Annotated in this window: 13 protein-coding genes and 2 pseudogenes; 8 read left to right on the plus strand and 7 right to left on the minus strand. The window is 69.7% G+C overall.

From position 1 onward, the window contains the following. A pseudogene (locus QMK34_RS23790) lies at positions 1 to 410 on the minus strand (methylaspartate mutase); the annotation flags it as partial. Beyond that, the gene (locus QMK34_RS23795) at positions 407 to 835 is read right to left on the minus strand and encodes a cobalamin B12-binding domain-containing protein (RefSeq protein WP_326416493.1); all 429 of its coding nucleotides are present in this window, start codon (positions 833 to 835) and stop codon (positions 407 to 409) included. The pseudogene QMK34_RS23790 and the gene QMK34_RS23795, both read right to left, overlap by 4 nt. Before the next feature lie 246 nt (positions 836 to 1081). Between QMK34_RS23795 and QMK34_RS23800 the strand changes: the two genes are divergently transcribed. From QMK34_RS23800 to QMK34_RS23815, 4 genes and pseudogenes are all read left to right on the plus strand, one after another. After that, positions 1082 to 2110 (plus strand): TauD/TfdA family dioxygenase, encoded by a 1029-nt coding sequence (locus QMK34_RS23800; protein WP_326416494.1) that lies wholly within the window; start codon positions 1082 to 1084, stop codon positions 2108 to 2110. Further along, positions 2110 to 3813, plus strand: coding sequence for a non-ribosomal peptide synthetase (locus QMK34_RS23805; RefSeq protein WP_326416496.1), 1704 nt, complete (start codon positions 2110 to 2112; stop codon positions 3811 to 3813). The genes QMK34_RS23800 and QMK34_RS23805 overlap by 1 nt, the downstream gene beginning before the upstream one ends. Before the next feature lie 12 nt (positions 3814 to 3825). Next, a complete protein-coding gene (locus QMK34_RS23810) occupies positions 3826 to 4593 on the plus strand; it encodes a thioesterase II family protein (protein WP_326416497.1) in 768 nt (255 codons plus the stop codon). 117 nt (positions 4594 to 4710) lie between these two features. Next, positions 4711 to 4906 (plus strand): annotated as a pseudogene (locus QMK34_RS23815) (1,4-dihydroxy-2-naphthoate polyprenyltransferase); the annotation flags it as partial. A gap of 332 nt (positions 4907 to 5238) precedes the next feature. Here QMK34_RS23815 and QMK34_RS23820 read toward each other — a convergent pair. Continuing rightward, positions 5239 to 6690 carry an amidase gene (locus QMK34_RS23820; protein WP_326416499.1) on the minus strand — a complete coding sequence of 484 codons (1452 nt, stop codon included), beginning with the start codon at positions 6688 to 6690 and terminating at the stop codon, positions 5239 to 5241. Between the two features lie 173 nt (positions 6691 to 6863). Between QMK34_RS23820 and QMK34_RS23825 the strand changes: the two genes are divergently transcribed. After that, a complete protein-coding gene (locus QMK34_RS23825; RefSeq protein WP_326416500.1) occupies positions 6864 to 7238 on the plus strand; it encodes a hypothetical protein in 375 nt (124 codons plus the stop codon). A 43-nt stretch (positions 7239 to 7281) separates the two neighbouring features. Here the strand turns inward: QMK34_RS23825 and QMK34_RS23830 are convergent, their stop codons facing one another. From QMK34_RS23830 to QMK34_RS23840, 3 genes are all read right to left on the minus strand, one after another. Continuing rightward, on the minus strand, positions 7282 to 7662 hold the full coding sequence (locus QMK34_RS23830; protein WP_326416502.1) for a hypothetical protein: 381 nt from the start codon (positions 7660 to 7662) through the stop codon (positions 7282 to 7284). Positions 7663 to 7787: 125 nt separating this feature from the next. Then, positions 7788 to 8180 carry a hypothetical protein gene (locus QMK34_RS23835; protein ID WP_326416504.1) on the minus strand — a complete coding sequence of 131 codons (393 nt, stop codon included), beginning with the start codon at positions 8178 to 8180 and terminating at the stop codon, positions 7788 to 7790. A gap of 96 nt (positions 8181 to 8276) precedes the next feature. Beyond that, the gene (locus QMK34_RS23840) at positions 8277 to 8516 is read right to left on the minus strand and encodes a hypothetical protein (protein WP_326416506.1); all 240 of its coding nucleotides are present in this window, start codon (positions 8514 to 8516) and stop codon (positions 8277 to 8279) included. 366 nt (positions 8517 to 8882) lie between these two features. Here QMK34_RS23840 and QMK34_RS23845 point away from each other — a divergent pair, with 366 nt between their 5' ends. The 3 genes from QMK34_RS23845 (at position 8883) to QMK34_RS23855 (ending at position 13517) form a co-directional block, all read left to right on the plus strand. Continuing rightward, a complete protein-coding gene (locus QMK34_RS23845; RefSeq protein WP_326416508.1) occupies positions 8883 to 10295 on the plus strand; it encodes a M4 family metallopeptidase in 1413 nt (470 codons plus the stop codon). A gap of 701 nt (positions 10296 to 10996) precedes the next feature. Then, the gene (locus QMK34_RS23850; protein WP_326416510.1) at positions 10997 to 12304 is read left to right on the plus strand and encodes a DUF1800 domain-containing protein; all 1308 of its coding nucleotides are present in this window, start codon (positions 10997 to 10999) and stop codon (positions 12302 to 12304) included. Positions 12305 to 12308: 4 nt separating this feature from the next. Further along, positions 12309 to 13517 carry a DUF1501 domain-containing protein gene (locus QMK34_RS23855; protein WP_326416511.1) on the plus strand — a complete coding sequence of 403 codons (1209 nt, stop codon included), beginning with the start codon at positions 12309 to 12311 and terminating at the stop codon, positions 13515 to 13517. A gap of 56 nt (positions 13518 to 13573) precedes the next feature. Here QMK34_RS23855 and QMK34_RS23860 read toward each other — a convergent pair. Beyond that, positions 13574 to 13843, minus strand: a 270-nt coding sequence (locus QMK34_RS23860) for an ATP-binding protein (RefSeq protein WP_326416512.1), incomplete at its 5' end; no start/stop codon positions are given.

Here is a 13843-nt window from a genome sequence, read left to right on the forward strand (position 1 = left end):
GGGGTGCGGCTGTAGGGCAGGCAGTACGACACCGGGCCACCCTCGGTGGCGTCGAGACCGGCGGCGATCAGGGTCGCCACGATCTCCTGGGGCCGCGCGGACCCGTGCCGCACCTGGACCGGGAAGTCCAGGCCGTCCAGCACGTCGCGGGTGACCGCGGGGCCATGCGCGATGATCGGGAAGCCGTTGAGGCCGATCCCTTCGGCGAGCGCCTTGGCGGCGGCGGCGTTGTCGCCGACGCGGGTGTAGCTGTCCAGCGTCAACGTCCCGACCGTGCAGGCGGCCGCTTCCCTGGTGCGGATCAGCCCGGCGCGCATGGCCGACGGCGTCGAGAACCCCATCCTCGGCTGCACCACCAGCCTGCCCGCCGCGTGCTCCCGGGCGACGAAACGCCCGAACGGGATGGTCATGACACCTGCCGGACGGCCACGAGGCTGAGGTACCGGCAGAACTCGCCGATGCCGCCGTCGCCGAAGACCCGGTCGAACCCGGCCGTGAGCAGCCGGGTCTCCCAGCCGAGCCCGCGGGCGTCGTCGATGCCGAGTTTGCCGCCGATGACCAGCGGGGTCCTGGCGAGCTCGGGTTCGGCCCGCAGGAGCGGGGCCAGGCGGAGGCCGTCCTGGTAACCGTGTCCGTTCACGCTGCTGATCACCACCAGATCCGGATTCAGGCGCACACATTCGGCGACCACGAGGTCGTCCGGAGTGCAGGCGCCGAGGTTCTCCACGGTGAAGCCGAGCTCCTCGAGCAGCAGGTGCAGGTACACGAGGTTCCAGGTGTGCGCGTCGGAGGCCGTACTGCTGACCACCGCCACCGGGCTAAGTTCCGTCGTCATCGTCAACTCTCAGCTGGACATCGGGTCGGGCCGCGCTCACAACCTAGGTTCGCCCGCCGGGCCGGACCGGCAGTTGCGGCGGCAGGAAGGCGGCGAGAACGCGCGCCGGGCGAAAACTGCCGCCGCACTGCCGCTTCGGCTGCCTTCGGGTGGACCGTCCGCCGCCTAGCGTCGGCTCACGAGCGAACCGGGCTGGTCCACTGTGGATCGTGCCGAGGCCGCGAGCGACGGGAAAGGAAACGCGTGATGGGTTCCGTTGGCGTCAAAGAGTTCCTAGCACTCGACTGGGCGGTCGAGCCCGGTGTACCGGCGACCACCGAGGTGGCCGGGCTCACCGACCTCGCCTCGGCGAAGGCCTGGCTGACCGAGGCGGCACCGGCCCTGCGTGCCGCGCTGCACGAGCACGGCGCGGTGTACCTGCGAGGCCTGCCGATCACGAGCGTCGAGGACTTCGGTCAGGTCCGCGACACGCTCATGCCGGCGCGGACGCCCTACCGCGAGAAGGCCACCCCGCGCAGCGACTTCGGGAACGGGGTCTTCTCGTCGACCGACCTGCCCGCGGCGCAGGCAATCCGGATGCACAACGAGAACAGCTACACCCTGACGTTTCCCGGGTTGCTGATGTTCTCCTGCCTGATTGCCCCGCCCGAGGGCGGTGCGACACCCGTCGCGGACTGCCGAAAGGTGCTGCACGCGCTGCCGCCGTCACTGGTGGCGAAGATGCGGGCACACGGCTGGCTGCTCAACCGCAGCTACTCCGAGCACATCTCCATCGACTGGCAGACCGCGTTCGCGGCGAAGACGCCCGAGGACGTCGAACGCTACTGCGCCGAGAACCTGATCTCCTGCCAGTGGCACGACGACGGGCACCTGCGGACCAGCCAGCGGCGTCCCGGGGTCATCACCCACCCGGTCACCGGCGCCGAAGTCTGGTTCAACCACCTGGCGTTCTGGAACGAGTGGTCACTCGACGAGGAGCTGCGCGAGACGCTGATCGACGAGTTCGGCCGCGACGACTTGCCGTTCAACACCGCGCTGGGCGACGGCACCCCGTTGACCCGCGAAGAGATGGCCGCGCTCGACGCCGCCTACGAGTCGGCGACCATGCGGCAGCGCTGGCAGCCGGGCGACCTGCTGCTCGTCGACAACATCCTGTGCACGCACGGCCGGGACCCGTTCCGCGGCAACCGCAAGATCGTGGTCGCGATGGGCGAGCCGGTCGACGTCGTCGACTGCGCGCCCACCGTGCAGCCCGCCGAGAAGGCGGTCCGCTGATGTCGGAAGACCTGCTCGCCCGCTTCCAGGAGGCGGTCCGCCGCGATCCCGGCCGGATCGCGGTCCGGGACACGGCAGCCAAACTGAGCTTCGCCGAGCTGGACCGCCGCACAGCAACGCTGGCAGGCGCGCTGCGGTCGCGCGGCATCGGCCGTGGTGACCGCGTCGGCGTCAGCCTCGGCCGGAGCGTCGACCTCGTGGTCGCGCTGCTCGCCGTCTGGCGCACCGGTGCCGCGTACGTGCCGCTGGACCCCGGCTATCCGGCCGGCCGCCTCGCCTACATGGCCGAGGATTCAGGCATCAGTGTCCTGCTGGCGACCGGCACTCCCACCTGGCTTCCGTCCACTGTGGACGTCCTCGCACCGGACGCCGAGGCGACGGCCGCGGAGGACATAGCGGTATCCGCGCTGGACCCGGCCTACGTGATCTACACCTCCGGTTCGACGGGCAAGCCCAAGGGCGTCCAGGCCCACCGCGGCGCGGTCGCGTCGCTGGTCACCGCGCTGGAGCGGGTCGGGATGTACGCACCGTGCCAGCGGGTCGTCGCCTGGAACGCCAGCATGTCCTTCGACGCCTCGGTGCAGCAGTGGGCCCGCGTGTGCCGCGGCGACACCGTGATCGTGCTCGACCAGGAGCACCGCACGGACCCCGCGCGGCTGGTGGACTGGCTCGACGAATGCGCGGTCACCGACCTCGACCTGACGCCCTCGCACTGGACGGTGCTGCGGGAGCACCTGTTGCCCGGCAGCGCGGACGGCCGGGTCCTGCGGTTGTTCGTCGGCGGGGAGCCGATCGCGGAACCCGTCTGGCATGAGCTCGCCGCGGCGAGTGCCGACGGCAACCTCGAAGCGCTCAACCTGTACGGCCCCACCGAATGCACGGTGGACGCCACGGCGACCTGGATCACCGAGGTCGGCGGCCCGCACATCGGCACGCCGCTGCCGGGCATCCGGGCGCACGTGCTGGACGAGTCGCTCCGGCCGGTCCAAAACGGCGAGCTTTACCTGTCCGGCCCCAGGCTGGCCGCGGGGTATCTCGATCGGCCGGGACTGACCGCGCAGCGGTTCGTCGCCGACCCGTTCGGCGAACCCGGCACCCGGCTCTACCGGACCGGCGACCAGGTCCGCTGGTCACCGGAAGGCGTCCTGGAGTTCACCGGGCGCGTCGACCGCCAGGTCAAGCTGCGCGGCTACCGCGTCGAGCTCGGCGAGATCGAGTCGGTGCTGCGGCGTTGTCCCGGAGTGACCGCCGCGGCGGTGCTGCTGCGCGACGACGAAACGATCGGACAACGGCTGGTCGCCTACTACGTCGCCGCCGACGACACCGTGCGGGATGCCGCCGCCGAGGCCCTGCCGGAGTTCATGATCCCGGCGGAGTTCGTCAAGATCGACGCCCTGCCCCTGACTCCGAACGGCAAGCTGGACACCGCCGCGCTGCCCGCACCGGAAGCCACGGCCGTCGGGGTTGAGCCGTCCGGCGAGGTCGAGGAACTGATCGCGGGTGTCTGGTCGGAGGTGCTCGGCCGGGACCGGATCAGTGCCGACGACGACTTCTTCGCGCTCGGCGGGCATTCACTGGTCGCACTGCGCGTGGTGGCTCGGCTGAAAAAGAACTTCGGGGTACCGGTGTCCACCAAGGACGTCTACCGGCATCCGCGACTGTCCGACCTCGCCCGGCACGTCTCCGTGCTCGCGGCCGGTTGAAAGGACCCGACCATGGACAACCTCCACAACATCGTCGTCTGCGCCAAGCCGAACCCCCAGGCGACGAGAACCCTCGTCTGCCTGGGGTTCTGCGGCGGCGGCTCGGGCCCGTACCTGCCATGGGCGGACGTGCTCCCGCCGGACGTCGAACTGGCCACCATCTGCTACCCCGGCCGGGACGGCCGGTTCCTCGACGACTACGCCGAGGACTGGGACGCGCTCGCCGAGGACGCGACCTCGGCCGTACTCGCCGCGGCCACGGTGCGCCCTTATGTCCTGTTCGGACACAGCATGGGCGGCTGGATGGCCTTCGACGTCGCCAACCGGCTCGAACAGCGCGACGGTCGGCTGCCCGAGGCGCTGGTCGTCTCGTCGGCGAACGCGCCGAGCCGTGGCCTGACACCGCGGGACATATTCCCCGCCCAGCACGACACGAACGAGCAACTGCTCGACTGGATGCGCACCAACGGACTGCTGCCCGGCTACGTCCTCGACGACCCCGAACTGCGGGAGATGGCGCTGGAACTGATGCGCGCCGACATCCGAGTCCGTGACACCTTCGGCTACACCGAAGGCACCGGGGTGAGCGTGCCGCTGCAAGTGCTGACCGGGGCCGACGACGACGTGATCGTCGCGGACACGGCCGAGCAGTGGCGGGCGCTGGCGCGCGGGGGCTACCAGCACGTCGAACTGCCCGGCGGGCACTTCTACACGCCCGAGATCTGGCGGACGCTGCCGTCGTTCATCAACGCGCTCGCTCCGCTACTGGCAGGGCATTGACAGATGCCTCTGAAGGCCACCATGAGAGACTCTAACGCCCTCATGGTGGCCTTCAGAGGCATCAAAATCGGTCGGCCGCGTCCCAGAACGGGTGGTAGCGAGGCTCGTCCAGGTAGCTACTCCGACGGCATCCGCGGCACGGACGAGGACCGCGTCGGGCCCGCTGCGGCTGGTGGGCTCCGGCGTCGCCGCGCCGAAATCCGTGCTGACAGCGGCGCTCGCCGCGCCGGGCCTGGCCGGTGTGCTCGGGCTACTGCTCGTCGCGCTCAGCGGGCACTGGTGGCTGTTGGCCATGGGCGCGGCGTGCCTTCTCGCGTGACTGACGGGGACTTTCACGCGGTCTGTCCTGGTGAAGGGGACTTTTGCAAGGTTGAGTTGAGCGAAGGTCCCCCCTTCAGTCGCGACCTCAGGTTTGCCGTGTGCCCTGATGGGAGCCTTCACGGCGTTTAACGCTGTCATGGTGGCCTTCAGGGGCACGTGTGAAACGGTCGTGGCGGTATGAAACGGGCGAATGGGTAGACTTTTCGTCCTTTGTGGAGGGTAGGCGGCTTCGAAGGACAGGCGCCCGAGGCTTCGAGCGGCGGCTACTGCGACAGTTCTCAGACGCGTTCTGAGAACCGTCAGGCACCCGAGCGCGGCGACGACCTACTTCGGCGCCTGGAAGCCGCCGATCTCCTGCTCGAGCAGTTCGGCCAGCCGCAGCGGGGTGCGGTCCTCGAACATCGGACCGACGAGCTGCACTCCCACCGGCAGGCCCTCGGCGGACCGGCCCGCTGGGATGGCGGTGGCGGGCAGGCCGGGCATGGTGGCCAGACCGGCCCAGACGAGCTGGTCGAGGTACGGGTACTCGACGCCGTCGATGTCGATCCGCCGTTCCAGCAGATCGGGGTTGTGGTCGTGCGGGAACGCGGGAGTGGGCGTGATCGGGCACACCACGGCATCGAACTCGGCGAAGAGCTGCCGCCAGCCGTGGCGGTGGAGTTCGCGACGGTTGGTCGCCTCGAGCCAGTCGCGGTGGCTGAACGTCACGCCGCGCAGCCGCGCGGCGTCAAGGCTATGGTCGTCCGCGCTCAGTCCGGCGGCGCGGGTCCGCAGCTGCTCGTACACCTCGGCGGGGAGACTTCCGGCGACGCCCGAAAAGTGCAACTGCGCGTAGATCATCGCGGCTTCGGTCAGCTCAGGAAGCAGCTGACTGTGCCGTTCGACGCGAGCGCCACCATCGGCGAGCGCGTCGGCCACCCGGTGCACGCCCGCCCGCACGGCGGCCCCGGTCGGGATGAGCGGGTGATCGTCGAGGACCAAGACCCGGAAGTCGCGGAGCCGCTGGTGACGCGCGGGCGGCAGGGTCAAATCGTGCGCCACGCCGAGCGTCAGCGGATCCGGTCCGGCCATCACGTCGAGCAGGAGCGTGAGGTCGCGGGCGCTGCGTGCCATCGGACCCACGACGGCCAGGTCGAGGTCGACCGGCAAAGCCGGCGCGGTCGGCGGGACCATACCGCGGTTCGCCGCCAGCCCGAGTGTCGGCTTGTGTGCGTAGACGCCGCAGAAATGCGCGGGAACGCGCAACGAGCCGCCGATGTCAGAGCCGATGGACAGCGCACCGAACCCGGCCACCAGTGCCGCCGCCGATCCGCCGGAGGATCCACCCGCTGTGCGGTCGTGATCCCACGGGTTGTTGGTGGTGCCGTAGATCTCGTTGAAGCTCTGGATGTCTCGCAGTCCCAACGGCACGTTGGTCTTGCCGAGCACCACCGCGCCGGCGGCCTTGAGCAGTGACACCTGTACCGCGTCCTCGTCAGGCACGAAGTTCTCGTGCGGCGGCATTCCCCAGGTCGTGGGCAGTCCGGCGATGTCGTGGGACTCCTTGACCGTCACCGGAATACCGAGCAGCGGCCGATCCTCGCCGCGGGCGCGCGCCTGGTCGGCGTCGCGGGCGGCGGCCCGCGCACGGTCGAAGTCCGGCACACAGACCGCGTTGATCACCTTGTCGTCCCGCTCGATCCGAGCGATCGCCTCGTCGGTCAACTCCACCGACGTCACTTCACCGGCGCGCAACGCAGCCGCGAGCTCTTCTGCTGTCTGAAAATTCCACTCCATGAATTCGACGCTATCGGCCTGCCGCACAGGCCACGAAATGCCGCTTCGCGCAACGGGATCGAGGTCTCGCCGTCATGGGCCCCGGACAGGCCGGTGACGATCCGACCACCCGCCGGCGAGTTGAGTAGTTGCACGGATCCGCCGACGCCGTGGAAGCGGCAGGCTCTGCAGGCATGGCCAACGAACCGCGCGTTTCAGACCTGCCCGCCACCGACCTGACCGTGCCGGGCAGGCGGCACCAGGCGATGACCGGCGCGCTGCACGGGCTGATCGCCTGGCCGGTGCTGGCGATCGTGATGATGCTGATCGGCTGGATCGGCCTGTCGGGCAGCACCCACCTCGACGGCACCGCGGTGTTTTTCCTGTTCCTGCTGATGGCACCGCTGAGGTACGGGCTCTACGCCTGGCCCGTCGTGGTCGCCGTGGCCGCCGCGGTGGCGGCGTTCGGACCGGCACGACGGGCTCGTCGCCGGGGGTGGATCGTCGCCGTCACCGCGATCGCGGTGCTCCCGGTCGCGTTCGTCGCTTTGCTGAGCCTCGGATCGTGACCGGCCATGATGATGCCTGCCGGTTCGCACCGAGACACGGTGTTTACCTGCTGGTGGTGCCGCACAACGCGGCGCGGGCGAGCGTGACCTTCGCGACCGCGATCTTCTGCTGCGCCGTGTAGTCGGCGTAGTCGACAGCCGGCCACCGCAGCCCTGCCTCCATCAGGGGCGCGACATTCTTGAGCCGCTCGTTGTACTCGCTTTGCCGCAGCAGCCGGGGAAACAAGTGCCCCACCCGGGACGGGGCGGCCCGTAACCAGTGGTGTTCTTCGTTGTAGCGCAACAGCACCTGCGCCACCGACAGCCACACCAGTTCCGCGTCGGTGACCACTGGTGGGCGGCCCGGTCCCCGGCGGCGGGTTCCTTGCGCCGGGATGATCCGATCTTCCAGCTCGACGCAGAGTGTGATCAGAAGGGTGTCCAAGTCGGCATCCACTCGGCCTCCAAGGTCGATGTTGGGTTGCAACGCCGATCATGGACGCCCTTCGCTACGTGATCACGCACCCCGGCACACGTGTCGCCACCAGCACCGAAACACCGGTCAACGATCTAGAACTCGTCGGCGTGGGTCAGTTCCTGCTCGAAGGCGTCCGCCTGGGTCGCGAGCAGCCTGAGCGGAGGCTCGAACTCCTCCCGCACGCCCAGGTCGGTCAGCGGCATGGCGTGCTTCAGGAGCGCGACGCCGTCGACCACCGCGGCGCCGCCGACGGGCGCCGTGCCGGCGAGTTTGAGCAGGCTCGCCGTGTCGATCGACTTCGCCCAGCCGACCGGCGAGGAGATCTCGATCCACGCCGTGCCGCCGACCTCGGGCAGCTTGCGCACGGAGACCTGCTGGGTGCGGTCCCCCTCGAGGCCCAGACGGAAACGCAGCCAGGTGTCCGACTCTTCCAGCACCTCGTGCCGGGCCCGGACAAAGTTGACCACGTCGGTCCAGATCGTCACGCTCGTCACCTCTCGCATCACCGGTTCACACTCGACGCGAGCATCTCACACCAGCCGTCCACCGTGCCGGAGCCGAGCGCGATGGACGGCCTTGGGTCACGAACCGGGCTTTTTCTTCTTCTCGGCGCAGAAGCTGTCCCAGTCGGCGACCCGGATGATCGGGGCGGCCCCCGCCGACTCGCCCCGGCCGGACGAGGTGGTGACGAAGGCGAGTCCCTGCACGCAAACCCGCGCCACGTTGGGGAAGTTGTCCGCGTTGCGGTAGACATCGACGTAATCGACGTCGCCGATGAAATCCGGTGCCGCGGCCAGCGGGGCGATCGGCTTTCTGCGCATCGGAACCTCACGTTCTCGTCGGGGGCTCTGGCCCGGACATCTCACGAGGCCACGTTCCCAGAATGATCCCCCACCGAGCGGCTACCCGGCCGGTTCCTGTCACCTCGTTCAGACCGGGCGCCGACGTTTTTTTCAGCAGTACCACCGCGACGCCGAGCACTGCCGGGACAAGACAAGGCGGACAGAAAGCCCGTTTCGGCCGTTCCGGCGCAGAGCGCACTTTCCGTCGTGATGTTGGTGAATTACCTACTTTCTGACGGTGTGGCCACCCGTACGGGTATGTGAACCTCCGTAAAGATCACTTCAAGTGACCAAAACTTTTGTGGAGGTACGTGAGTGTCACGCAATCGAGTCATTACAGGTGCGGTGGTTGCCGGTGCGGCAGCCGTCGTACTGGCGACCACCGTGCTCAGTGCTCCGGCTCAGGCCATCACCGCGCAGCCCTCGCTGCTGCAGGCGCGCTCGACGGCGATGCCATTCGGCAGCGTCCAGCGTTACCAGCAGGAGTTCGCCGGCGTGCCGGTGTTCGGCGGCCAGATCGTGAAGACCCTGAATCGCGCGGGCCAGGTCATCGCCACGCACGGTAAGACCACCGCGAAGACCACGGGGCAGTTCCCCGCGAGTGACGCCGGAGCCGCGGCCGCCGCCATCGGCGACGTCGTCAAGCGCACCGGCCTGCCTTCGAGCGGGCTGCGCGCCGACGCCGCCAAGCCGTACTGGTACGACGCCACGCTCGGTGGCGCGCGCGGCGAATCGGTCGCCGTGCCCACCTACCAGGTCGTCGTCCACGGCAAACAGCTCGAGGACAAGTGGACCGAGGTCGTTGACGCGCGCAGCCGGCAGGTCCTCGCGTCCTGGTCGGAGACCCGCGAAGCGGTGAACCGCGACGTCTGCGACGCGAACCGCACCGTGGTCGGCGGCAGCAACGACTCGGTGCGATGCGGCACCTCGTTCAAGGTCGACCGCGCGGAGGGTGGCGCGGAATCCAGCGTCGCCGACGTCAACAACGTCTACACCTTCTTCGGGCAGGCGTCCGACTTCTACTCGAAGTACGTCGCGACGGACCTGACCGGCCTGATCGGCGCCGACTACGGCGACGGCACCGGCAAGGCGCTGCGCGGCACCGTCCGCATCTGCGTCCAGGGCCAGTGCCCGTACGCCAACGCATTCTGGGACGGCGAGCAGATGGCCTTCGGCGAAGGCGTCACGACCGACGACATCACCGGGCACGAGCTGACCCACGGCGTCACGCAGCAGACGTCCGGTCTCAGCGGCGGCCAGGCGGACTCGATCAACGAGGGCCTCTCCGACGTGTTCGGCAAGTTCATCGGCATCACGTCCAACGACCCCAACGACACCGGCGCCAACCGCTGGCTGCTCGGCTCGGGCTCCTCGCTGGGCGCGATCCGGAACATGAAGGACCCGCGTTCGTCGAAGAAGGCGCAGCCCGACATGGTCAACGGTCCCGGCTGGACCACCGACAACCCGGACGTGCACATCAACGACGGGGTCGTCAACAAGACCGACTACCTGATCACCGACGGCGACACGTTCAACGGGCAGACCGTGAAGGGGCTCGGGCTGGACAAGTCGGTCCAGATCTGGTGGGGCGTCGAGAACACGCTGACCCCCAGCGCCACCTTCAAGGACGTCGGCGCCGCGCTCAACTCGTCCTGCTCCGCACTGGCGCAGGCGGGCACCGGGGGCATCACCGCGGACGACTGCACCCAGGTCGCCAACGCGGTCCTCGCCACCCAGCTCGCGCAGGATCCCAGCTAAGTAGCGACTGCCCCTGAAGGCCACCATCACGGCGTCTAACGCCGTGATGGTGGCCTTCAGGGGCAACTAAAAAGCCGTGCTCGTGCTGGCTTCCGGCACGATGGGCACCACGCTGCACGAGGCGGCGCACGGCCTGGCCGTCACCCGCGACATCGTCGACGTCAGCGACGGGCGCTACCACAACAAGAGGTTCGTCGCGCTGGCCACGGAAATGGGCATGGAGGTCGGCAAGGAGGACCGCACGGGCTGGTCGCAGACCAGCGTCCCGGCCGCGACCGTCTCGGCGTATCGCGACCACCTCACGCTGCTCGAAGACGCGCTGACGGGCTGGCGGCACAGCGAAGCCGAAGTCGTCCGGCTCCACACTCCCCCGCCGCCGCCACCCGGCCCCGCTCCCCCGCATCAACCTCGGACCGGTCGACGGCCGCGGCGCGCACCGCGGCGGCGGCAACTACATTCCCGTCGTCTGTCGCTGCGGGCCCAAACCCCGCCGTTTCCGCATCGCCCGATCCGTGTACGAGCTGGGCGAGATCACGTGCGGCGAGTGCGGCGCGCCGTTCAGCGAAGCGGGCTGATCACACCCGGCATGCACGGTCTGGGCACGCGCGACGTCCTGGACAGCGGCCTGTCCAGCTGTGGGTCTGCTGAAGGAAGGCGCCACGAGGTCGCCGCCGGACGTCACCGCACGCGACGATCGGCTCATGGTGGCACTCACGGAACGCGCGGCGGTGCGGCGGCTCCACGACCGGTTCGGCTTCGGGCCGCGGGCCGGGGACCTCGACCGCGGCTTCGACGAGACGCTGTCGAGGCTGTTGGGCGGCGGGGACGACGCGGGCGCGAAGGCGACACCGCCGCCTCAGGTGGGCGCGCCGCCCGCTCGGCCGAAGAAACAGGACAAGGCCGACAAGACGGCCAAGCAGCAGGCGAACAAACAGCTTCAGACGCAGGCCACCGACGTGGGACTGTGGTGGCTCGATCGCATGGTCGCTGCCGACGTCGCCTCGGTCGAACGGCTGACCTGGTTCTGGCACGGGCATTTCGCGACCAGCGAGCAGAAGGTACGCAGCCCGGAGCTGATGCTGACCCAGAACCAGACCCAACGCGGCCTCGCTCTGGGCAGCTTCACGCAGCTCGCGCAGGCGATGATCGTCGATCCCGCGCTGCTGCTGTGGCTCGATGGCGGCAAGAACAAAGCCGGTTCCCCCAACGAGAACCTCGCCAGGGAGTTCATGGAGCTATTCGCGCTAGGCGTGGGGCACTACAACGAGAACGACGTCCGCGAGGCGGCCCGCGCCCTGACCGGCTGGACCGCCGGCCGCGACACCACCACGGCCAAGCTGGTCCCGAAACGGCACGACGACAAGACCAAGCAGATCCTCGGCAGCACCGGGGACTTCGACGCGAAGTCCTTTGTGGATCTCGTGCTGGGCAGGCCGGACTCGGCGCGGTTCGTGGTCGGCCGGGTGTGGTTCCGGCTGGTCTCGGCCGCGCCGCCTCCCACCGACGTGCTGAACCGGCTGGTCGCGGCCTACGGCGGCGCCCGCGACGTCCGCGCGCTGCTGAAGGCGATCGCCGCCGAACCCGCGTTCCGGGACAGCGCCACGTCGCTGGTGAAACAGCCGGTCGAGTGGCTGGCCGGGCTGCTGCGGGCATTGAAAGTCCGGCCGGCCGACTTCGACGACAAGACGAAGGGCCAGCTGCTGGCCGGGCTTCGCGGGATGGGGCAGGTGCCGTTCCAGCCGCCGAGCGTCGGTGGCTGGGCCGCCGGAGGTGCGTGGCTGACGACGTCGGCCGGGGTCGCTCGCCTTCACCTGGCGCAGCTGGTCACCGAGCACGCGGACCTGGGCGGGCTGGAAGCGGCCCGCGACCGGCCGGCGGTGCTGGCCGACGCTCTCGGCGTCGACGGATGGTCAGACCGGACCCGGGCCGCGCTGGCCGGGGTCGCCGGAGACGTCAGGCAACTGTCCACTGTGGCTGCATGTGCCCCCGAGTACGTTGTGAGCGGGTAGGACGATGAACAAGCTGACTCGACGCAGGTTTCTCGTCGCCAGCGGGGTCACCGCGGCCGGCGCGCTCGCCGCGGGCGCCACGCAGGTCGACTGGTCGCAGCTGATGACCGCCGCCGCGCAGACCCCTCTCGATCCGAACGCCGGTGTGCTCGTCGTGGTCACGCTCTACGGCGGAAACGACGGCCTGAACACGGTGATCCCCGCTGGTGACAGTGCCTATCAAAACGCCCGGCCCGAGCTCGCGTACAAGCCGGAAGAGGTCCTCGACCTCGGCGAGGGGCTCGGTCTCAACCCCGGGCTGAAGGGGTTGAAAGGCTTATGGGACAACAAAGAGCTCGCGATCGTGCGAGGCGTCGGCTATCCGAAACCGGACCACAGTCACTTCCGGTCGATGGCGATCTGGCAGACCGCGTCCCCGGAGACCTCGGTGCCGACAGGCTGGCTCGGCCGCTGGCTCGACGCCTCCGGGAGCGACCCGCTGCGCGCGGTGTCGGTCGAGCCCGTGCTGCCACCGCTGCTGGCGGGCGCGCAGACGGCGGCGGCGTCCCTGCCCGTCGGGGGACTCGCGCTGCCGCCGGGCAAGCTCGGCCAGTCGTTCGAAGGGCTCGGCGGCGCCCAGCCCGGTGAGGGTTTCTGGCAGGCCAAGGCCGCGCACTCGGTGGCCGACCTGCACAACGCGGTCCGGGTGCTGGGCGGCGCGAGCCACCAGGACCAGCAGGGGAAGGCCAAGAAGGGCGAGCTGTCCGCGCAGCTCGATGTCGTCGCCGGGCTGATCGAGGCCGGGGTCCCGACCCGCGCGTACTCGGTGTCGCTGGGCGGGTTCGACACCCACGCCGACGAACGCGACACGCAGCAACGGCTGCTGACCGAACTCGACGGCGCGCTGGCCCCGTTCGTGCAACGGCTGGGCCGGACCGATCGCGGCAAGCAGGCGGTCGTCATGGTCTATTCGGAGTTCGGGCGACGGGTCACCGCCAATGCCAGCCAGGGCACCGACCACGGCACGGCCGGGCCGCTGTTCGTGCTCGGCAACGGGGTGCGGGGCGGTTTCCACGGCGCGGAACCCAGTCTCGCCGACCTCGACGCGGGCGATCTCAAGCAGACGGTCGATTTCCGCGACGTCTACGCCACGATGCTGGAGAACGTCCTCGGCACCGACCCCGGCAAGGTCCTGCCCGGCCACAACGGACGGGTCGCGAACCTGCTCGCCTGACACCGGGGTTCCCTCGCCGACGAAACGTCGTCGGGCGGGAGGTCGTCGGGCGGGGGTCAGAGTGGGGTCAGGCCGGTCAGCCGGAAGGCTGCTCCACCACTGGGCGCCGTCTCACAATGGAGGTCGCCGCCGTGGGCGCGGGCGAATCCCCTGGCGATGGCCAGCCCCAGTCCGGCGCCGCCCGCGCCGCGGTCGCGGGCCTGGTCCAGCCGGACGAGCCGGTCGAACACCCGCTCGCGGTCCTGGGGTGACACCCCAGGGCCGGTGTCGGCGACCGTCACCCCGGTGGCGTCCACGGCGATCGTCAACGCGCCGCGCCGGTCCAT

It is taken from the genome of Amycolatopsis sp. H20-H5 (assembly GCF_035828755.1).
In the GTDB taxonomy this organism is placed as follows: domain Bacteria; phylum Actinomycetota; class Actinomycetes; order Mycobacteriales; family Pseudonocardiaceae; genus Amycolatopsis.